This is a genomic window from Legionella steigerwaltii, from assembly GCF_001468065.1.
In the GTDB taxonomy this organism is placed as follows: domain Bacteria; phylum Pseudomonadota; class Gammaproteobacteria; order Legionellales; family Legionellaceae; genus Legionella; species Legionella steigerwaltii.
The window spans coordinates 24,126-46,428 of sequence record NZ_LNYZ01000023.1; the positions used below are offsets into that span (position 1 = coordinate 24,126).

Here is a 22,303-nt window from a genome sequence, read left to right on the forward strand (position 1 = left end):
ACTTATTGAATAATAACACTGAACCTTTGTGAGATTTAATATGGAAAACTCATGGAAAGATCAGTTGCATCAAGCACTAATAAAGCAGTTAGGAGCCAAAAAAGGGAACCAATTTGCTAAAAAATATCTCCCTGCATTGTCAATGAGTTATTGTGAGCAACATACTGTTGAGGAAGCGATAGGTGATCTCTTACAAATTGATAATCTATCACCAGAGAACCCATTAGCGATTGTTTTTTATGAATCACCTCGTGGAGAATATCCATTACATATTAAACTGTTTCGATATGGCAGTTCGATTCCCTTATCCGACATCTTACCTATGATTGAAAACATGGGATTAAGGACTTATACCGAGCGGCCCTATAAAATCTCCATTGATCCCAATCAATTTATTTGGATTGGTGATTTTAATGTATCCTATGCTCATTCCAATTTGCTCACTCTGGACCAAGTAAAAAGCATTTTTAATGAAGCCTTGATCAAAATACATGTTGGAGTGTGTGAAAATGACGGCTTCAATGAACTGGTCTTAGGAGCAGGATTATCCTGGCGAGAAATAGCCATCATTCGTGCTTATGCCAAATACATGCAACAAATTGGTTTTCGCTTTAGCCAACAGTATATAGAAAAAACGATTGCGGCATATGCTGAGATTGCCAAAAAATTGATTCAACTTTTCTATTTAAAATTTAGTTTAAAACAAAATACTGCAAGTAAAAACAAAATGGCAGCTTTAGAACTTGAAATTCAAGCCGATATTGATGCGATCACTAGCCTTGATGAAGACCATATCATCCGGTATTTCTGGTCTTTAATCAAAGCAACACTTCGCACAAATTATTTTCAGTTAGACGCCCATGGCAAGCCTAAAAACTATTTATCATTTAAACTGCATACATCCAAAGTACCTGACTTACCTCCAGGACAGCCCCTGTATGAAATTTTTGTTTATTCAACAGAGTTTGAAGGCATACATTTGCGCAGTGCCAAAGTAGCACGTGGCGGTATTCGCTGGTCTGACCGACCAGAAGATTTCCGTACAGAGGTTCTTGGCCTTATGAAAGCTCAAAAAGTAAAAAATTCAGTGATTGTACCTTCTGGAGCCAAAGGAGGTTTTATTTTAAAAAAATCAATCAGCATGTTGGATCGTGAACAGCTCAAACAAGAAGTCATTCATTGCTATCAATCATTTATCAGAGGCTTACTTGATCTTACTGACAATTATGAAAATGACCGCGTTGTCCCCCCCCCTAAGACCGTGTGTTACGATGATGCCGATCCTTATCTTGTTGTCGCAGCAGATAAAGGAACAGCAACCTTTTCTGATATTGCTAATGCGATTTCTAAAGAATTCAAGTTCTGGCTTGGAGACGCCTTTGCTTCAGGTGGATCTGCGGGCTATGATCATAAAAAAATTGGAATTACCGCGCGTGGCGCGTGGGAATCGATTAAACGTCATTTTCGCGAGTTAGATGTCAATATCGAGCAGCAGGATTTTACCGTTGTGGGTATCGGAGATATGAGTGGTGATGTATTCGGCAACGGACTCACTTATACCCCCCACGGTCTTTTGCTCGCAGCATTTGATCATCGCCACATATTTCTTGATCCTAAGCCTGATGGACGCAAATCATTTGAAGAGCGACAACGCTTATTTAATTTGCCCACCTCATCATGGGAGGATTTCAATCCTAAATTAATTTCCAAAGGTGGTGGCATTTATAAGCGCTCAAGCAAATCCATTACCATCACTCCTGAAGTAAAAAAAGCGCTTGCTATTGCTGCGGATTCACTAACTCCCAACGAATTGATTCGGGAAATCTTAAAAGCACCCGTTGATTTATTATTTAATGGAGGTATTGGTACTTATGTTAAAGCATCAACTGAATCGCATGCGGATGTTGGTGACAAGACCAATGAGTTTTGTCGTATTAACGGCAATGAATTGCGTTGCAAAATTGTAGGTGAAGGTGGCAATCTTGGATTTACTCAGCTTGGAAGAGTTGAATATGCTCTAACAGGTGGTCTGATTAATACCGATTCAATTGATAACTCAGCAGGCGTAAGTTGCTCTGACCATGAAGTGAATATCAAAATTCTGCTCAATAAGGAAATGCAACAAGGAAAACTTACTGAGAAAAAACGAAATCAATTATTGACAAAAATGACAGAGGAAGTTGCCCAGCTTGTTTTACAAGATAATTACAACCAAGCACTGGTTTTGGGCTTTTCTGCCATGAACTCTCTAACCTATAGTGGTTTATATCAGACTTATATTAAGGAATTGGAAAGCATAGTCCATCTGGATAGAAGTGTTGAATTTCTTCCTGATGAAAAACATCTTTTGGAGCGCAAAGCGGCAGGCCAGGGACTGACGCGCCCTGAATTGTCTATAATCATGGCTTATACAAAAATTTATATCACCGGGGAGTTATTAAAATCTGATTTACCCGATGATCCCTATTTTGCAATCATACTCAATACTGGATTTCCTTCACTACTGATAAAATCGTATGCCAATTCAATGCAAACACATCGATTACGTCGTGAAATTATCGCGACCCAACTCAGTAATCAAATCGTTAATAGCATGGGTATCACCTTTATGTACCGCATGCAAATAGAAACGGGACAATCGGTAGCTGATATTGCGCGGGCCTATATTATTGCTTCAAAAGCGTACCAAATAGATGATGTACATCAATTAATTGATTCACTGAACTATAAGGTCACAGTACAAACTCAATATGAGTTACTTCACCACGTCAGACAATTAATGAACTTGGCAACTCGTTGGTTTTTACATCATCGACGTCTTGAAGGCGGAATTGCAAACAATATTGCACATTATAGTCAATCGATAAGCAAGCTTGAAAAATCAATTCCCGATTTAATGGCGGGTGTCACCAAAGAATATCTTGACAAGATTGTTTCACAATTTGTGGGAATTGGTTTATCCGAAGAAGCAGCCAAAAAAATTGCTGCAACTCGTGCGATGTATACCGTATTAAATGTGGTAGAAGTCGCAACACAAAATAAATTTGACCTCGGAAGAACAGCTGAAGTTTACTTTAAAGTAGGCAGTACATTTAGTTTGGTCTGGTTCCGTGATCAAATTGGTAGTGATTCTCGCGAAGGTCATTGGAACAGTCTGGCACGGTTGTCTTTACGTGACGAACTGGATAACTTGCAACGTCGCTTAACTATTGTCATTTTAATTAATGACCAAAAAAAATTGGAATCAGACGAACTGATTGCCTATTGGTTCGCAAAAAACAGATTTATTCAGCAGCGTTGGGAAAAGTTATTGGAAATGCTATTGAGCAGCTCCAGTATTGATTACACTATTTTCTTTATTGCATTACGAGAATTATCGACATTGATTACTGTAGAGTAATTGAAAATAAATGAAAAAACGAAAATGTTGTTTGCCTAAATACGCCAAATAAATAACAAATCGAAGTTGTTGACTTGAATAAATTCTTTTCCAGTTAAAAGTCCTACTCGTGTCACTTTATCAAGTGGCGGAAAAGAAATGATATGAGCATAGGTTAATTTGGCAGAGAACTCCTTAGTGAAGGCATAATCAATGCCACCAATCAAAGCAGTAGCACTATATCCAGCAAGTCCTACACTCCTGTAAAGTAAGGGCTGGGGATCGGTATTATATTCGCTCCCCACCAATACACCCCATTTCTCATCCACCTGATAGTGAGCACTTGCTAAGCCTACCCAAGTATTGCGATAACCTTGAGGAAGGTTAAGTGTTTGTCCTAATGCTGTATTCTGTAATACTAAAGCTTGAAAAGCTTCATACCATTGATATCTAATCATTGCTTTTAGCAACCATTTAGAACCAAGAGACTTAGAGATACCCAGGCTTGCTAAGGCAGGTAAAGGATAATTAAGTTTATAATGATTATTTTCAAAAGGTCCCCAGGTACTTGTACCCGTCACATGATGCATTATTTTAGAAAAATAACTTAACTCCAGATTCGTAGTCGAGGATGGAGCATATGTTGCACCGACTCCCCAGCCAATGGCACCCCTATCAGCTGCTTTATTCACCAAATTACCAAAAGGAGGAACAATATTATTCACTTGAAGGTCATAAGTATTGTCAATATTTAATGCGCCCCCAAGTGCGATTTGTCTTGTTAACTGGTAACTAACTTTTGGTACAACATCTATTGATTTAATAATTGTGGCAGTGAGTAACTTGCTAACAATTGAATTCAGTGGAAACACTATATTTGCGTATTCCAAATGCGTGATGTCCACTCCTGCAACAATTTTCGGATTAATTCGAAAGGCAATTCTTCCATATGGATAATTGTAGTGTTGTCGACTCGTAGCAGAGCCCGTCAATGCCCCCAATTTTCCAACAAATTGGAATATACCGTAAATATAGCTATCACCAAGAAGGACTTCACTTTTGTTCACGGTTTTTAACAATGCTGGATTGTCATAGGCAAGGTCTATTGTTCTTTGATATGAAGTTGCATAAGCTGCTGTAATAAATGAATTGAATCCTATTACAATGATTAAATTAAAACACAACTTTTTCATTTCGCTGAAATACCCTTTTTTGGCGACGCATGAGGTGCGTTATTTTACTCTACTTCTTTGATTAAAAGTTGATTTTATAATGATCTTTTAAAAATCTCTCCATAACAACACAGAATGATTGCCTCTATGAAATGATTAGGGAAAAAGATTTCTATAATGTCCTGCAATAGCTCCGGGATAAGTTATCCAGATTTGATCACGATGTTTTTCAATATAGGTTAAAGCGCGTCGCAAATGCTTTAAACGAAAAGGTTGACCAATGATATAAGGATGAAGGGCAACCCCAAAAACTAGTGGTCTTAATTTAGACTGTTCGAGCATTTCATCAAAATGGTCTATCATCATATCGGCAAATTCTGAGGCACTTAATCGGTTAGGGACAATAGCTGGAATGTCATCGATTTCTTGTGAATAAGGAATCGATAAAATTTTTCCGCTTTCTGTTTTAAGCCAAGTGGGTTGATCATCATGTGCCCAATCGAGGATATATTCATATCCTGCTTTGTGCAATAAATCGGGTGTATCAAGACTTTCTGAGATCCAAGGACCTAACCAACCTTTGGGAGGTTTTCCTTCTTCTTTTGTGATTGTCCTGGTTACCTCTAGAATCATTATTTCTTCATCCGACTTACTTAAAGTACCTTGTCGAACGGAATTAGAATGACCATGTGCAACGATTTCATCATTTCGTTGACGAAAAGCAGTAACTACTTGCGGACAGTAATCATATATTGATGTATTAACCAGCAAAGCTATTGGTAAATTCAGTTGATTAAATAATTCCAGTAAATACCAGATGCCCACGCGGTTGCCATAATCACGCCAAGTGTAATTTAAAACATCAGGATGTGGTCTTGGCCCGGGTGCTAACTCCGCTCCTAAACCTTCACCAAAAGAAAAATGTTCTAAATTAAGACCAATATAAAAAGCTAAACGCCTACTGTTGGGCCAATCAAATATCGGTCTATCTATAATTGGGGAATATTGGTAACGATTATGGTGTTTTAACATAGCCGCCTATCCTTTTAATATTTTGATACCCAAAAGCGTTGATTCAAAACTAGGGCTCTCTTTATATATTTATAGTCTATTTTATATTTGCTTAGGTTTTTTTTCTTTATGTGTAAAGCAAGCTAATTTGTCCAAACAGGCTTCCATTTTTTATTTATTAAGATAACATATTGATCACATTACTATTTTTTTTGAAGCAAAGGCAATAAACAGTCCTGATTGGCTCGCAAAGAATTGTATTGTGTTTTTTGTTGACAACATTACTCACTAAAATGGATAACAGCAGATATATAGGAATAACTATGGCAAAAATACTAATAAGCTTAAAAGAGAGTCAGAATAAACAATATGCGAAACCCATCCAAGATGGGGATAGACTTGATTATCTTTTCTGGTGCTTGCAAAAGGCTGATAAAGCATTAGGAGAAAAAAAGCCTTTATGGGCAGTAGAAGAAATTTTTATTAAATCTATGGAACAAAACTCTCAAGCTAGCAAGCTCTATAATTTAGGACCAGCCAAATACAAAGAGCTGCTGAATAGACTTGCTGATATCCAGAATGGAAAATATCAATCTACTTCGATGGTATTCAAAGGGTTACTCACTGATGGTCCTATTTTAATAGAGGTTCAGTCTGATAATGTTTTAGTGTTGGAAGATAGCAAAGAAATCATATCCGACTTTACAATTTAAAATAATATCGTTCATTCACATCTAGATCGTGGCTGCAAGCAACTGTCTCTTGATCGCATCTCTGCCTACCCTCCCCACGACTTGTTCGCGGGGTCTCGTATTTTAGCGCCGATCTCCTGGATCCCGCGGACAAGCCCTGAGAGACCCCCACAAAATTTAATCAATGAAAAACTCCCTACGTACCGGTACGTAGGCATAAAGTATAAATACATTATAAAGCATAAGGTTATGTATTTATTTTGTGACCAGCTCTCAGGGACAAGCCGCGGGACGTTGCAGAGGTAGCTTGAGTTTTCATAATTATCTTGTTGGAAAAATAAGAGCAGCGGATTAGTGTTATTTACTAGAGCGCAATGCCTCTGCCTCAAGCACCAAAGTGCTTATTAATTCACTAGCAGATGTACTTCTACATAATTGAGCAGATTGTCCTGCCCACATGGACATAAAATCAATGTTGTTTTTCTCCTTTGCTTTTTTTCTCATCTTGGTTGTTAAAGCATTTTGAATAGGATAGTCCAAAATATTGGTTTTCTTTTTATCCATTCGCTCAATAAACTGATTACGTATTCCTCGTGCTAATTTTCCAGAAAAAGCGCGTGTAAGTATCGTATTATCTTGCTGCTGGCTCAGTAAAGCATGTTTATAAACATCAGGAATCCCCGTCTCAAAACAACTGAGAAATGCAGTTCCCATTTGTAGGCCTTCAGCGCCTAAATCAAGCGCAGCAATGATCCCTCTTCCATCCATAATTCCGCCCGCTGCAATAATAGGGATTTTTATTTGATCCACTAATTGCGGTACAAGACTAAACAAACCAACTAAACCATCTTCCTCGTTACCAATAAAAGTTCCTCTATGCCCTCCTGCTTCACTTCCTTGAGCAACAAGTGCATCAATACCACTTTCTACAAGTACACGAGCTTCTGCCAGAGTTGTCGCTGTACCAATTAAAACAGTATCATTTTTTTTAAATTTCGATACCCACTCTGAATCCAACACACCAAATACAAAACTAAATACAGGGATTTTTTCTTCAATGAGGACGTTTATTTGTTCTTCAAACGATGGCGCATAAGGCTCCGTGAGTGCTTCAATTTCTATATTTAATTCATAACAGGATTGTTCAATATCATTACATGATTTCTGAATTTGAGCGGTTGTGGCATGATATTTCCCAGGAATAAAAAGATTAACAGCAAAAGGTTTATTCGTTAATTCACGAATTTTTCTTAGGGCCTCGCGTATTTCAGGGGGATTCATGTATCCAGCACCTAATGAACCTAGACCACCCGCATTACATACTGCAGCAACTAATTCCGGGGTAGTGGCTCCACCTGCCATAGGTGCTTGAATAAGCGGAAATTTTAAACCAATTTGTTCAGCCAATCTGGTCCGCCACATATTTTTCATCCTTTTTTTAATTTCATTCATCATAAACTCGGTGTGCAATGAATACCATAAGTGTAGTTTTAGTTCAAAAAACATACAATCTGTTGCGCTGTACTAATAATTTGAGAAAAGACCTGCTCATCAGTTCTGGTAATTACTCTGTGATTTTTCTAAAATATTATTTTTGAAGGTAAATTTTACCCTCTTTATAATTTTTAATAAAAATATCTGCTGCATCAAGTTAGGAGGACGCCATGAAAGCACAAGCGATATCATCTTTTGGTGATTCTTCAGTCTTTAAAACGATTGAACTCCCCAAACCTCAAATTAAACCCGGCTATGTGCTCATTCGAGTTGTAGCAACTAGCGTAAATCCTGTTGACTGTAAAGTTCGGTCTGGAAAATACAGCCATATCGCTCCCCCATTCCCAGCAATCCTGCATAGTGATGTAGCAGGCATTATTGAGGAAGTTGGTGACAATGTTGTTGAATTTTCTGTTGGTGACGAAGTTTATGGATGTGCTGGCGGCTTTCTCAATGAAAGCGGCGCTTTAGCTGAGTTTATGCTTGCTGACGCTCAGCTCATTGCGAAAAAACCCAAAGAATTGAGCATGGTAGAGGCTGCTGCATTACCCCTAGTCGCAATCACTGCTTGGGAAGCATTATTTGAAAAGGTTAAAATTAAATCGGGACAAAAAGTATTAATTCATGCAGGGACTGGGGGAGTTGGTCATATTGCAATTCAGTTGGCCAAATGGGCAGGAGCTGAAGTATATACTACTGTATCTTCTTCAGATAAAGGAGACATAGCAAAATCACTAGGTGCTAAAGAGACAATTAACTACCGGATTGAATCAGTTCAAGATTATGTTTATCGATGGACTAAAGACGCGGGATTCGATGTGGTATTTGATACGATTGGTGGAGAAAATCTTGATAAATCATTAGCGGCTGTTGCCGCTTATGGGAACGTTATCAGTATTCAGGCTACCTCCAAGCATGATCTTTCGCCTTTACATGCCAAATCAGCGAGTTTACATGCTGTTTTCATGTTATTGCCTTTATTGCACAACAAACAACGTGAACGCCATGGTAAAATTTTAAAGGAAATTGCGCAATTAGCAGATGAGGGGCATTTAAAACCGCTTATTGATCCGCATCTGTTTTATTTCGAGAACATTGAGAAAGCTCATGCCTTACTGGAATCAGGAAAAGCAGTAGGGAAAATTGTTGTTCAAGCTTATTAATTTGGGGGACGGTCCGGGACGGACCCCCTGAAAAAATAATTAACAATTTGAACACTTCCTGCCGGGGTCCGTCCCGGACCGTCCCCGAGTTCGAATTCAAATTTTTGGGATACGTTTTGAACTAGGCTGCAGCGAATATTTATTCAATTTGCAGTAAAGAATCGTGCTTGCTATAACCGCTGCAGGCATAGTTAATATATTTAAGATGGGTATAAAGCTGGCCAAATTTATAGAAAAACCAAACCCGAGTGAAAGCATTTTATTATTGGCAACTTTCTTACGCATTTCTTTGAAGCGAATAAGATTATTATCCATAGCAAAATCCTGGTATTGCATACTAAGCACCCACGCATTGAAGACAAACCATAAGATTGGATAAATCGGTTGTAGAAGAGGCACAAAAAATAAAATACCCATAACTAAAAAACGGGGCAAAAAATAGCCAAGAAACTCAGCTTGACGCTTTATACTTCTAAGCACAATTTTATAAAATGATAAGGAAGGAATTGCACTACCAAAAAGCAAATTTTGTGTTTTTTCAGCTAATAAACCATTAAAAGGAGCAGCAATTAGATTAAAACATACAGTAAAAAGAGACAAAAACATTAAGAAAAAACTCAGTATAAAAATAACAAAAAAAATGCTGCTAAGAAAACTTAACCAGGAGGGCAATTTATCAAGATAGTAATAAGTATAAGGAAGCAAATAGTGATAGATAAGATAAAACAAACCCGCAAACATTATAAAATTAATTGCTATAGGAAACAGAATAAAGCGCTTCAATCCAGGAGTAAAAAGATGATGAAGCCCTTGTACCATATAGAGCATCCCAAGAAAGAAATTCCTCATTTTTATCCTCAAACTTTATTCCAAATCCAATGATGTGACTGGATTGACTGGAAACATCATGTTTTTATTAAAATTTCTGAGTAAAATAATGACACATTAACTTATTGTTATATAATGAGATTCTAACAAATAAGAAAAGGTCAATAAATGCTTGAAGCAGAAAAAAAACCACCTCAACCCAGAAAAATTCCTAAATTAATTACCCTAGCCGCACAAGTAATTAATAAAACGAACCCTCATCTTTTCTTTACTTTGTACAATAATAAAACATTGCCTCATGAAATAGAAAATCAATACGTTAATCCCCCTGTACAGAAGCTAGTTAAAGAGCATGAGGAAATTTATAGATCCAATGACAGGAAACGAAAAAGGAAAGTTGACAATTTTTCTTCTCATCTTGAGGAAAACAATTGCTATAGAAAATGTGCCAGTTTAACTATGGCTGCTTTAGGTGGTGGAATACATCTTAGTACCTATTACATTTTGCGTGCAAGTGGCGCATCCTCTTCAGTAACATTTACATTCCTCACTACAATCCCTGCCACAATCATTGTTATGGCTTGTTTTAGTCCCTGTGCTGTCCATTTGTTAGCGAAAGGGATAGCAAACTGTGTTACCCCTAGGGTGTCAAATGAAGAAATTGATTTAAATAAAAAGGTAGCGGATATTGAATCACAACGTCACAAGAGTCCCTAGATGTTAAAAAATCTTATGCATAGCAGATTGGGCCAAGGTGTTTAGAGAAGGGACCTAGGGTAACAAATACCCTGGCTACAAGCTGCCAGACTATGTCTAATCTTTGTAACAACTTTGTTACAATTATAATGTATCTTGTTATATCTCTGTTACATTCATTATTTAAACTAACCCCATATAACAATCTAAGAGGGGAAATCAGATGATTAAAAAATTAGTGCTGTGTGGGGTGTTAGGCGCAGCTACTTTATTTTCCACTACAGCTTTTGCTTTTTATCATTCACATGATGATTATCCACGGTTCAAATTCTTCCGTCACCACCATCATCATTCAAGATGGAAAAACGCTCATCGATGGACACCACCAAGAGACTACGTTGTAATAGAAAATAATGGAGTACCGAATCCTAGATATCATCAACATTACTGATTATAGAAAGACAACTTTCTTCATTGGGCCAATGTGGCCCAATAAGATTTTTTGTAACCGTTCACGCAATGGCTGCAACTTAAGAGAACATTGTAGCCTGGGTGAAGCGATAGCGTAACCCAGGATCTGGTCTCTGCATATAGTTTTGATCCCGGGTTACGGCTTTACCTTCACCCAGGCTACGTGTCTATCCATATCTCTTAAGTTGACGCCATTGACCGTTCACGGGGTATGTTTACGATTTTTTTCTTATCTTCTATTCATGCTATTCAAACCCATATAAACTGATCTGCTGAAATACTCTTCTATAAAAACTGCAACCATTATTGAGCGATTCATGAAACTATTCATGCAAATAAGTATTGTTATTTTGTTTTCACTACTTGTTATTTATTTATTTTTGGCTGTTTATGTCAGTAAAACTGCCGAGAGCGATGAGAAAAAACGAGCAGATGTTATTTTGGTGCTCGGTACAAAAGCTTATTGTGATAACTCATACAACCCATGCCTTGTAGCTCGCGTTAAGCATGCAGTTGATTTATATAAGGCTCACTATGCACCCAAGCTTCTTTTTTCAGGGGGTAACAATAGGGAAGATGGAATAAATGAAGCACAAACAATGAAAGAAATTGCCCTATCATTAGGAGTGCCTGGCGAAGACATCCTGCTCGAATCTTCTTCAACTACTACCTATGAAAATCTTCTTCTTTCTAAGCAATTATTCCAAACACATCAATTAAAAACGATCATTTTAGTGACAGAACCTTTTCATGCTCCCAGGGCTATTTTAGTGGCGCAAAAATTTGGACTGGATGTAGTCAGCTCGCCGGCTGTAAAAAGCATATGTTGGACCAAACACAAATATCTATCACGTTATTTTCTCAAAGAACCACTTGCTATTATGTTTTATAAAATGAAAAATCAATTATGAACCTCTTGATGATCAATAACCTAAAAAAAAGAAAAGGGTTACTTTGAAAGTAACCCTTTTCTTTTATGAGATCATAAAATCTAGTATGTGCTTTTATTTGCCTCTAGTGCAAGTTTCTGTTCCAAGTTGGTTGTCTGCTTGCGATACCCAATTGGATTGCAATGAACCATCGGGTTTAACTTGAATCATTTGAATACCTATTGTGTCTGGTTTTCTAGGATCCCAAAATGAAGCAGAAATAACATTAGTTAAATTTGGATGCATCACACCTGTACCATAAAGAACCGGATCACCTGTACCACTATCCCACTCGAAAGTAAAAGTGTCGCCTGTTTTTGTTATTGTCATAGGATAAGAGACCGTATTATTTGAGGCATCAGTGCGTTGGCATTGATAATTTCCCAAAATGGAAGAAGTACTGTTATTATTTGTTGCCGTACCGGTATTGCTTGTTGAGGTACTCGTATTACTTGTTGAATTACCTGCATTACTTGTCGTATTGGAATTGCTACTCGTGTCATCTGCATAAGCTGTTAACGTTGATAAGGACAATGCAGTAACTAAATAAACATTCTTAATCACAGTTTTCATAATAAATTCCTTTTCTCATAATCACCTTTTATACGAGCAAATTCTATTATTGCGTCACTTTGGTGCACGTTTCAGTACCACCCTTATCCTTGTTACTTTCTGCAAAAACACCATCCAAAGAGCCATCAGGTTTAATTGTGAAAATTTGGACTGTTGTTACAGTTGGAGATTTGGGCTGCCAAAAAATATAACCAATCGCATTAGGAACATTTTTATTGAATATTCCCTTACCAATATAATATGGAAACACACTTCCCGTAGGGATACCTGAAACCTTATAAACATCCCCATTTTTCTTGAACACTACAGTTTCTGTCCCATCATTGGGAGTGGTAAATGGATCGTGATATGAGCATTTATATGATCCGGAAATATCAGGTGCATCTGCGGCATAGATACTGGGTGATACTGCCAAAACACCTAACATTGTTGCTAGGGAAAGCTTATTGATGGCACGCATAAGAACTCCTTTTCTTAATAACTTAAAATGATTTTAAGGTACATAAGTTAATAATAAATATATGTTACACAAAATGGAAAAGCAAATTTTCAAATAGAATAATTTTTACATAAAGTAATTATTTCAAACTGATATCCTGAAATTTATGGGAAAAGATTCTAGTAACCCCCAATTCAAAAAATTAAAATCAGCATGAATCAATTTTTTAGGGGTATATTTAATCGATAAGTCTTATAATTTTCTAAATCAGATGTTCTACTCTCTTCAAGAAAATCAATTAATTTTTTCAAACGGCCCTGGTTGGCAGCTAAAGTTTCAAAAAAACCTAATTTTACAGATTTGCCATAAACTGCTGCTAATTTTCTTTTTTCTGCTGCTTGACATTTCCATGATTCCCATTCGGAATGCAAAAAAGAGCTTTGGGGATGGTCGTCACCCAAGTCAAACTGTTCCATATATTTTTCCATGCAAAATGCATAAATTGCTGAATGGACAATTTTTGCCTCTTCGGCTGACAGCACCCGTTCGAACATTTTAACTGAGAGGGTAAAATCCCAAACCGCAGTTAAGGATTTATTTTTTTGCTCATTAAAATCCTGCCTTAATAAACGAAGTGTTTCTTCTATTGCAGCATCTTTGTCTTCTAAAAAATCTGGATTATTCCTGACTTGATGAATAAAAAGATAAATCCAACGACTCTCATTCGTAGCCCTAAGAAAGTTTTTACGTCCAGTACATCCAGTAGGTAATAAATTAGCCACATTACCCAAAGCATCAATTTCTTCAATTGAGTGCATATTGATGTAATCATCATAAGTATTGAAAAATTTAGTACACTCAATAGGGTGTTTGGTAAGCCAATTAAAAATTGCTAATTCGGAGCGTCGCTCCTCATCTGTTGTAGGGTAACGAAAATATATCAATGAAGGCATTAAAGCGATTTGTTCCAAAGTGCAATGCTTATACATTAAATAAAAAATTGACCTCAACAAAAAAATTATGTCTTTGAGCTTTTCAATTTCTTGTCGTTTATTCGCAACAATTTTCTGTTTTAATTTTAAAAAAGGATAGTTTTCGAGTTCTTCGACCGCAGCATAACTAAGCATTCGACTCGCACAAATAAATAATGGCATAAGCATCGTAATCCTTAATGGATTACCCGGGACCGCCAATGATTCATACAAAATAGAATAATGAAAATCGGCTTCCAACAAACGTGCTTTCCCCAAGAATCGTTGTAAAGCAAGCCAAGGCATCACAAACGCAGCGGTATGCCATTGGTCACTTTGATCCCAAGGAATAGTATGAATAACCCGACTCCAGAATTGATTAATGAGTTCTTTTACTGGAGGTATCATATCAGGACGAACATCAATCTGGTCCTCAAGCGGCTCAAATAGTTTGGATAATTGAGTGACAAGGTCTATAGCCTCTACAGGAGCTTTTAATGAATCAACATTTCTTCTAACTTCATCAATTTTTTCTTTAAACTCACCGACCTTCATCCTTTCACTCCCTGTCTCATTGACCTGTGATTTAGAAAATACTTAATCAATTTTATGATCTAAAATCTAACATATGATGAACTTTAGTCAACAATTAATACAAATTATTGACATTTTAGTAAATGGATGAAAAAATTCTTTATTTTTGAGTCCAAAGGATCATGCCCCTAATTACCGATTTTTCTCAGTTTATAGAGGAACAAGTACTTAAAAATAATTCAGGCTACTTCTATAAACTTGGATTGCCAATAACTCCTCAAACTCAACGAGGACAAATTTGCAAATTAAACGCTTTAAGCATGGTGCTAAATTCATTAAGTAATGCCTATGGCATGCCTACACCTCTTCCAATTAGAAAAAACAAGGGAGAGCACTCTTTTTCCCTACGACAACTTGCCAAAGAAAAATACGGCTCTCAAGTTGGAGAAGTATACAGTGCAAAGACTCTAGCATCGATTGCTGAAGATAATGGGTATGATAATTATACGATTTATACCGAAGAGAACATGAAGTATTATGTAAATAGAATTGTAACATCAATCAGCAAAGGTGAAGCTCCAATTATTTTTTATGATGTAGATAAAGAAGGTGAGCCCGCTCAGCTGTCCAGTAATCGAGAACATGCATTAGTTGTTGCAGGATATTTTATTAATAAGAATCAAGAGCAATGTTTCATAGTTTGCCAATGGGGAAAATTTTATTGGGTAAAGGCTGAAGATGCTTTTATATCAACAAACCAGCTTTCTTCTTGTCGTACTCCTGAGAATTTTTACAAATATGATCAAGGTTGGTTTGATCTTTATTCTACACGATTTTTTCCTCCAGAGACATTTGCCAATCCTCCCTCTGAGAGTCGGAAAGCCCATGCGTTACCCAAAGAGGATGGAGGATTAAAAAATAAAATTTTAATTATTCACGCTAAGCCTAAACCCACCAATAAAGTATCATTTTGGTCTTCGCCTTTCGCTCTTACAGATAAAGAATCCGAGAAGCTTTTTAAAGAAGATTTGACTCGTTATGATATTTCTTACAATTAATGACTATCAATAAATCGAGTTGTAGCCTGGACTCCCAATGTAGCTTGCCAGTAACGTAGCCTGGGTGAAACGCAGTGGAACCCGGGTTTCGGTCCTATGGACCTGCACCCAGGCTACATTGCTTTTACAGGCAACTTATCCTTATTCCCTCCTCAGCTCATAAGATATTTTTTCAAGAAACTTCCTGGAAGTGTATTTAAATACATATTATGGCAATATAATCAGTTTGTTATCATTGCATTGAATTTTATTGCGCAAAAAGGATGTCTACCCAAAATGTTTGATTTTACTGGAAGTTATACAGATCAATATCAATTAACTATGGCACAGGTTTATTTTTTGAAAGGCCACCAAAATAATACAGCCATCTTTGATTATTTTTTTAGAAAACTTCCATTCGGTTCGGGATATGCTGTTTTTGCTGGTTTGGCAGACTTATTGGAAATATTGGAAAACTATCATTTTAGTGAACGTGATATTCAATTTTTACAAAGTAAAGGAATGCATCCTGAGTTTCTCGAGTATCTGAAAAACTTTCGCTTTAATGGAACCATTTATGCTCCATTAGAAGGAGATATCGTTTTTCCTACTTCGCCCATTGTGACCGTTGAAGCAAATATTATTGAAGCCCAAGTGATTGAAACGATTCTTTTAAATGTGCTCAATTTTCAAACCCTTATCGCAACAAAAGCAAGCCGCATACGACATGTTGCAGGAGATTGTAAATTAATTGATTTTGGTTTGCGTAGAGCACAAGGTCCTGGAGGGTATTATGCCAGTCGCGCAGCGATTGTTGGTGGGTTTGATGCAACAAGTAATGTCTGTGCAGGACGTGATTATGACATTCCCATTTCTGGAACTATGGCTCATTCATTCATACAGAGTTACGACAGTGAGCTTGATGCATTTCGTGATTTTGCTGAAATCTGGCCTAACAATTGCACCCTTCTTGTTGATACATACAGCACAATGGAAAGTGGTGTACCTAATGCAATTCGCATAGGCAAAGAAATGGAGCAAAAAGGTCATCGATTGAATGCCATTCGCTTAGATAGTGGTGATTTGGAAGATTTGGCAAAAAAATCAAGACACATGTTGGATGAAGCAGGCTTGCATTATGTAAAAATAGTTGCATCCAATCAGTTAGATGAATCAAGAATAAAAACCCTACGTGAACAAAAAGCACCTATTGATGTTTTTGGAGTGGGCACAAATTTGGTTATTGGCGCCCCAGATGCTGCTTTAGATGGAGTGTATAAACTGGCTTGTACCAATGGAAAACCACGACTCAAACTTTCTGAATCAACAACTAAAATCACTTTACCTTACAAAAAGCAAGTGTTTCGACTAGTGCATCAAAATGCTTTTTTAGGCATGGATGTTGTTGGATTTATAGATGAGACAAAATTGGATAAGGTCTATGCTCCTTTTGAAACGGAACAATTATTGTCTCTTGATCATTATCAGCAAGAACCTTTATTGCAAAAAGTTATGGAACATGGCAAACAATTAATGCCATCGAAAACATTGTACGAGATCGCCCAATACAGCAGAACTCGTTTGAGTCAACTACCCGAAGAATACAAACGTCATGATGAGCCAAGCACTTATCAGGTAGGATTAAGCAATCAGCTTAAAATCAAGCGTAATGAACTTATTGATGAATATAAAAATAAATTTGAAATCTAAAACCATAAAACATCCCTTCTCCCTAAGGGGAGAAGGTGCCCGTTAGGGCGGATGATGGTGTAAATTTTCCCCTCACCCCTGCCCCTCTCCCGATATCGGAAGAGGGGATCTTTGTAGCCACTACAGCTACACATATGAAATAACCTGTCCCCCAACCAACCGAATCTCCGATTTGATCGCTGCAGAAACCCTATCACCTGGTACTACAATTCCCACTAAATTCAAAGGATCCACAGATGAAATGGTTTGTGGCATTTCATCCAATTCTTCATTTCGCATAGCACGTAAAGAATCCACGGCATAGGGCAATGCAAATTGCTCGCCTAAAAATCCATCAACAAAACGACCGCCGCGTACTTCACCACGTAATTCAAGACGTCTCAAGAAAATCAATAGATCGCGCCAACGTGGAATATTTTTCTCACGTGCAAGTAAATCACGAAATACCACCCCATAGCGTTTCAGCAGCATCCAACATGCAGCCTCCACTCGCTTTTCTTGATCTGCTTGTGCATGTACATGCAATAAAGACCAACGTCCGGTGCTCAGTGGAAACAGTGGCCTACGCCGATGTCGACTGCTGTATTTACGTTTTGAACTAATCAGGGTACGCACATTGTCGAAACTGTCTGCAGTAACCATCCCCGCAGCAACCAATTCCCATAAACCATTTTCAACTTCTACTTTCAGATTTCCGGTACCACGCACAATATCTGCATAAAATGAAGCACCGTATTTTTGTAAAAAGCGGTAAATATTGCGTGCGGGATGGCTTAAGCTCTCCACCTCGTCGATATTATCAACAAGTGCATGCGGTGGAATCCAATCGGCTTCTTCTCGAACAAAAAACGTAATCGGTGCATTTCGCGCGGGTGATAAACGTCTTGATTTTTTCGATTCTTCTTCCACAGCAGTTACAGAAGGATGAGGGGACATACGCCCCCAACCTACAAGACCACTCATGCACAGTTTATCTAACATCAACAGATCATAATCCTGCATCCGTGCAGGGAAAATATCCGATTCCCATGCATTTGCAGCGAGCTCAAAACCTTGAAGTTGTTTAATTAGCTCCAACAAACCGCTCTCGCCTCGCATTTGATTTCCTTTTGCCACATGTTGCCATTTGAGTAACCATGCCATAAATTGGGCTCGGGTAACGGGTTTGATTTGTTTACGTAAAGATTCTGTAGTGTAACGATGGATACGTGCCAACAAACGACGTTCACACCATTCAATATCACCGGCATATTCTGCACGAAAAATTCCACGCAATAGGTAACCACTCGCTTCCAATTTTAATAAAGCATGCTCAACATCAAGGGATGAAAGTTGCAAACAGTCAGTGAGTGTTTTTTGAGTGATTGGGCCAGTATGTGCAAGCCAACCACGAAGAGTTTTCAAGATACCTTCATCTTGTGTACATGACTCTTCCTCAATATCAACCAGTTCATTGGCAAATAATGCTTGTGGAAAAATACAGTGAAAAGTCTTCTTTTTTTCAGCAGGCACATAATAATTTTTGCCTGTAACCGTAGCCAATACAGCCCGTCCTGCGTGCTGCAATTCAATAAAATATTTTTCCCATATAGGTAATGTAGCTTGATACTCTGATAAATGAATTGTTTCTGGAAAAACAATCACTGTTTGTAAAACATCATGTAATTCATCTGCAGAGCGTATATCTGGCCAAGCTTGCTCCTGAACTTCGGTAACCGCTTTGGGATCCAACTTACCCACCTCTTCTAACAATGCTTCGGGGAGTACGCGACGCATTTCTACTGCTCGAGAGCGTCGCTCCTCTAAAGGAGCATCATCTAAAAATGCATATGGATTGGCATTTAAAATTTCATGAGAAAATGCAGAAGGAACTGGGGTATCTATTGCGAGGCACCTAATCTGTTTGGATTCAATAGCACGGATGACTTCTGTTAATCCATCAATGTCTAAAGCTTCTGTTAAAATATCTTTCATGGTCTCTTCTATGAGTGGATGCTCAGGTAACACCACATCACGACCACCTAAATTATCCTGGCATGCTGCTGCGTCTGGAAAGACAGCTGCCAACAAATCATCTGCCAACATCCGTTGAATGTTTGGAGGAATCTTTTTACCACCACGAAAACGTAATAATGACAGAGATCGTGAAGCCACAGCACGAAAACGCACACCCAATAAAGGGGATTGCAACACCGCTTGCGTTACAACCTCTTTTAGAGTGTTGGTATGTAAAAAATGAAACACATCCGACAAAGGAAAACTGTGTTGCTCGGCCAAAGAGATATTTAATCCATTATCCGTAGCTGCAGCTTGTAATTCAAAATTAAACGATCGGCAAAATTTCTTGCGCAAAGCCAATCCCCAGGCCTTATTAATACGCGCGCCAAAAGGTGCATGAATGATCAGTTGCATGCCGCCACTTTCATCAAAAAAACGTTCTGCAATGACTGTTTTTTGTGTCGGAACCGCGCCCAGAATTTGGCGCCCCGAACGGACGTACTCCAATAATTGCTCTGCAGCCGAATGATCGAGGCCGCAATGACTCATCAACCATTGAATCGCTGCCTTGATTTCAGGATAATGTTTTATATCAACAACTTGTGGGCTTTTCTCTGGCAACAACTCACTTATTTTTTCGCGCATCTGCGAAACCTGCAGTGAGAGCTCAATGCTTCGTGCCGGGGCTTCTCCGAGCCAAAAAGGCACGCTAGGCGGGGCACCATGTGCATCTTCGACGAGCACACGCCCATTTTCAATACGAAGTATTTTCCAGGAATTCGTACCTAATAAAAAAATGTCCCCGCGATTACTCTCTACAGCAAAATCTTCATCCAAAGTGCCTACCATGGCATTATCAGGCATTGAAATAACGGTAAACAAGGCATTATCAGGGATGGCTCCCCCGCTGGTAATCGCTGCAAGACGACTACCTCGCCGCGCCTTAATGATATGATTCACCTGATCTCTATGAATATAAGCACCATAACGCCCTCGTGATCCGGAAACTCCTTCAGACAACATAGCAAGCAGTTCATCAAACTTTTCCCATGTTAGATGGTGATAAGGATAAGCATTTTTAAAATGGTTAAAGAGTAAACGCTCTTCCCAATCTTGGGTGGCACAAGCTGCCACTATTTGCTGCGCTAAAATATCCAATGGCTCTTGCGGAATAATCAACTGATCCAAATCACCTTGGCGTATTGCATAAACCAAGGAAGCACATTCTAATAATTCATCACGAGTTGTAGCAAAAATACGTCCTTTAGAAATTGCTGCATGCCAGTGCCCTGCTCTACCGATGCGTTGCAATGTCGTGGCAATAGCGCGTGGCGATCCGATTTGGCAAACCAAATCAATACTGCCAATATCTATTCCCAACTCCAAAGACGCTGTGGCAACTAATACTTGCAGCTCCCCATTTTTTAATTTTGTTTCTGCTTCCAGCCTAAGTTTTCGCGATAAACTCCCATGATGCGCTAAAACCTTATGTTCCCCTAAACGTTGTTCCAAATGATGGGCAACCCGTTCCGCCAATTTTCGTGTGTTCACAAAGACTAAAGTAGAACGATTTTCCCCTGCATAAGCAGCAATTTTTTCATATAGTTCATCCCACATCTCATTGGAGGCAACAGCGGTTAACTCACTTTCAGGCACCACTACCTGTAGATCTAATTGACGTGCATGTCCTATGTCGACTAATTTCACTCGGGTTTTTTTAGCACCTGTTAAGAAATGCGCTACTTTTTCCAAAGGTTTTTGGGTAGCAGACAAGCCAATACGAATAAAAGGCTTTATAGTGAGTGCTTCCAAACGTTCTAGAGATAATGCTAAATGGGTACCGCGTTTGTTATTTGCTAAAGCATGAATTTCATCGACAATCACTGTATGGATGCCCGCTAAATTGATGCGGCTTTTTTCTGCAGTTAATAAAATATAAAAGGATTCAGGCGTAGTGATTAAAATATGTGGTGGCTGCCTGAGCATTTTCTGGCGTTCACTGGTTGGAGTATCCCCAGTTCTTACGGCCACGCGAATTTCTGGTAAATAAATACCGCGCTCTTTGGCTAATTCAGAAATTTCCTGAAGCGGTACCAGTAAATTTTTTTGCACATCATTGCTCAGTGCTTTGAGGGGTGAAACATACAAGACCTCTGTTTGATCCTGTAAACTTCCCGCTATTGCTTTGCGTACCAAACCATCCAAACATGCTAAAAAAGCAGCCAAAGTTTTCCCCGAGCCTGTAGGCGATGAAATCAGGGTATCGTTACCTGATAAAATAAATGGCCATCCAAGCTCCTGCGGTTCTGTGGGTTCACCTACTTTTTGGATAAACCAGTCCTGTACGAGCTGATGTGCCCAAGTAAGGCTGTGATGCTTTGTTGGATTCATAAAATTAATGGTAAATGGGCAAATTCAATACATAGTATAGGCGATCTTACTAAGGAATAGCAGTGAGAGGTATCGCAACTTTTTGTTGAACGATATCGTCAGTTTGATGTCGAAATAAATGCATAAAAATCAATTGCAGTCCATTTAATATTGTCACAAAATCCTCGTGACACATTAACAAATGTAACTCAATAGCTCTGTTATTCGTTCAAGGTATAAAAATGATTATTATAGTTTGTGGTACTTCATCTTCAGGAAAATCAACTCTTTGTCATGAAATGAAAAGTCGACTGGGAGATAGCTGGCTCAGCTTTAGCACTGATGGGTATTTGGGCATGCTGGGCGATAAATTTGAGGGGTTGCATCCTGATAACCCGCAAGTCTGTGTGCCAAATGATATTTGCTACGCACAACAATATGCCGATGGAACCTATGAAATCATACCGGGAGCATTGTGTTCAAAACTCTATTTAACAATACCGAATGTCCTGAAGCTTCTTGCTGAACAAGACTTCAATATTATTGTTGATTCCTTTATTACAACCATGGATGAATTGAACAGTTATAAAGAAGCTTTAGAAAACTATGGCGTTTTATTTGTTTATCTTTATGCCTCTGAGGCAACAATTGGGCAACGAGAAGAAGCCAGGGGCGATCGATTAAAAGGATCAGCACTTCATTGGTTAAAGCGATTTAATTTTCAAGAACATTGTGATGTGTGCATTAATAGTGAAGAAATGCATATGCAGCAGATTATTGATGAGGTTTTTCGGGTTTTAAGAACCCGTATTACGCTACGCTAATACGGCTACGTA

Annotated in this window: 16 protein-coding genes; 8 read left to right on the forward strand and 8 right to left on the reverse strand. The window is 38.3% G+C overall.

Translation table 11 applies throughout. From position 1 onward, the window contains the following. Positions 1–40 precede the first annotated feature (40 nt). Complete coding sequence (locus tag Lstg_RS12770) at positions 41–3,400, forward strand: NAD-glutamate dehydrogenase (protein WP_058478074.1); 3,360 nt, start codon at positions 41–43, stop codon at positions 3,398–3,400. Between the two features lie 35 nt (positions 3,401–3,435). Here the strand turns inward: Lstg_RS12770 and Lstg_RS12775 are convergent, their stop codons facing one another. Together Lstg_RS12775 and Lstg_RS12780 are read right to left on the reverse strand one after the other, a co-directional pair. Further along, the gene (locus Lstg_RS12775; protein WP_058478075.1) at positions 3,436–4,572 is read right to left on the reverse strand and encodes an OmpP1/FadL family transporter; all 1,137 of its coding nucleotides are present in this window, start codon (positions 4,570–4,572) and stop codon (positions 3,436–3,438) included. A gap of 135 nt (positions 4,573–4,707) precedes the next feature. Beyond that, positions 4,708–5,583: a polysaccharide deacetylase family protein gene (locus Lstg_RS12780; RefSeq protein WP_058478076.1), complete on the reverse strand. Its 876-nt coding sequence runs from the start codon at positions 5,581–5,583 to the stop codon at positions 4,708–4,710. 302 nt (positions 5,584–5,885) lie between these two features. Here Lstg_RS12780 and Lstg_RS12785 point away from each other — a divergent pair, with 302 nt between their 5' ends. After that, positions 5,886–6,275, forward strand: coding sequence for a hypothetical protein (locus Lstg_RS12785; protein ID WP_058478077.1), 390 nt, complete (start codon positions 5,886–5,888; stop codon positions 6,273–6,275). A 336-nt stretch (positions 6,276–6,611) separates the two neighbouring features. Here Lstg_RS12785 and Lstg_RS12790 read toward each other — a convergent pair whose 3' ends face one another. Further along, entirely contained in the window at positions 6,612–7,676 is a 1,065-nt protein-coding gene (locus Lstg_RS12790; RefSeq protein WP_058478078.1) for an NAD(P)H-dependent flavin oxidoreductase, read from the reverse strand. A 242-nt stretch (positions 7,677–7,918) separates the two neighbouring features. Between Lstg_RS12790 and Lstg_RS12795 the strand changes: the two genes are divergently transcribed. Then, on the forward strand, positions 7,919–8,911 hold the full coding sequence (locus Lstg_RS12795; RefSeq protein WP_058478079.1) for a zinc-dependent alcohol dehydrogenase family protein: 993 nt from the start codon (positions 7,919–7,921) through the stop codon (positions 8,909–8,911). A gap of 96 nt (positions 8,912–9,007) precedes the next feature. Here Lstg_RS12795 and cysZ read toward each other — a convergent pair whose 3' ends face one another. Next, positions 9,008–9,760 (reverse strand): sulfate transporter CysZ, encoded by a 753-nt coding sequence (cysZ, locus tag Lstg_RS12800; protein WP_058478080.1) that lies wholly within the window; start codon positions 9,758–9,760, stop codon positions 9,008–9,010. Between the two features lie 147 nt (positions 9,761–9,907). Between cysZ and Lstg_RS12805 the strand changes: the two genes are divergently transcribed. Then, positions 9,908–10,456, forward strand: a complete 549-nt coding sequence (locus Lstg_RS12805; RefSeq protein WP_058478081.1) for a hypothetical protein — start codon at positions 9,908–9,910, stop codon at positions 10,454–10,456. Between the two features lie 767 nt (positions 10,457–11,223). Beyond that, on the forward strand, positions 11,224–11,817 hold the full coding sequence (locus tag Lstg_RS12810) for a YdcF family protein (RefSeq protein ID WP_058478082.1): 594 nt from the start codon (positions 11,224–11,226) through the stop codon (positions 11,815–11,817). Between the two features lie 93 nt (positions 11,818–11,910). Here Lstg_RS12810 and Lstg_RS12815 read toward each other — a convergent pair whose 3' ends face one another. From Lstg_RS12815 to Lstg_RS12825, 3 genes are all read right to left on the reverse strand, one after another. Next, positions 11,911–12,408 (reverse strand): hypothetical protein, encoded by a 498-nt coding sequence (locus Lstg_RS12815; RefSeq protein ID WP_058478083.1) that lies wholly within the window; start codon positions 12,406–12,408, stop codon positions 11,911–11,913. A gap of 46 nt (positions 12,409–12,454) precedes the next feature. Further along, complete coding sequence (locus tag Lstg_RS12820; RefSeq protein WP_058478084.1) at positions 12,455–12,868, reverse strand: hypothetical protein; 414 nt, start codon at positions 12,866–12,868, stop codon at positions 12,455–12,457. A gap of 197 nt (positions 12,869–13,065) precedes the next feature. Continuing rightward, positions 13,066–14,373, reverse strand: coding sequence for a hypothetical protein (locus tag Lstg_RS12825; RefSeq protein WP_058478085.1), 1,308 nt, complete (start codon positions 14,371–14,373; stop codon positions 13,066–13,068). 161 nt (positions 14,374–14,534) lie between these two features. Here Lstg_RS12825 and Lstg_RS12830 point away from each other — a divergent pair, with 161 nt between their 5' ends. Together Lstg_RS12830 and Lstg_RS12835 are read left to right on the forward strand one after the other, a co-directional pair. Next, positions 14,535–15,410, forward strand: a complete 876-nt coding sequence (locus Lstg_RS12830; protein ID WP_238585429.1) for a hypothetical protein — start codon at positions 14,535–14,537, stop codon at positions 15,408–15,410. 276 nt (positions 15,411–15,686) lie between these two features. Then, a complete protein-coding gene (locus tag Lstg_RS12835) occupies positions 15,687–17,099 on the forward strand; it encodes a nicotinate phosphoribosyltransferase (protein WP_058478089.1) in 1,413 nt (470 codons plus the stop codon). 126 nt (positions 17,100–17,225) lie between these two features. On the opposite strand, the gene Lstg_RS12840 is transcribed toward Lstg_RS12835, so the two are convergent. Next, the gene (locus tag Lstg_RS12840) at positions 17,226–21,488 is read right to left on the reverse strand and encodes a DEAD/DEAH box helicase (RefSeq protein ID WP_058478086.1); all 4,263 of its coding nucleotides are present in this window, start codon (positions 21,486–21,488) and stop codon (positions 17,226–17,228) included. Positions 21,489–21,709: 221 nt separating this feature from the next. On the opposite strand from Lstg_RS12840, the gene Lstg_RS12845 reads away from it, so the two are divergent. Continuing rightward, positions 21,710–22,291 (forward strand): phosphotransferase-like protein, encoded by a 582-nt coding sequence (locus tag Lstg_RS12845; RefSeq protein ID WP_058478087.1) that lies wholly within the window; start codon positions 21,710–21,712, stop codon positions 22,289–22,291. Positions 22,292–22,303: the final 12 nt, after the last annotated feature.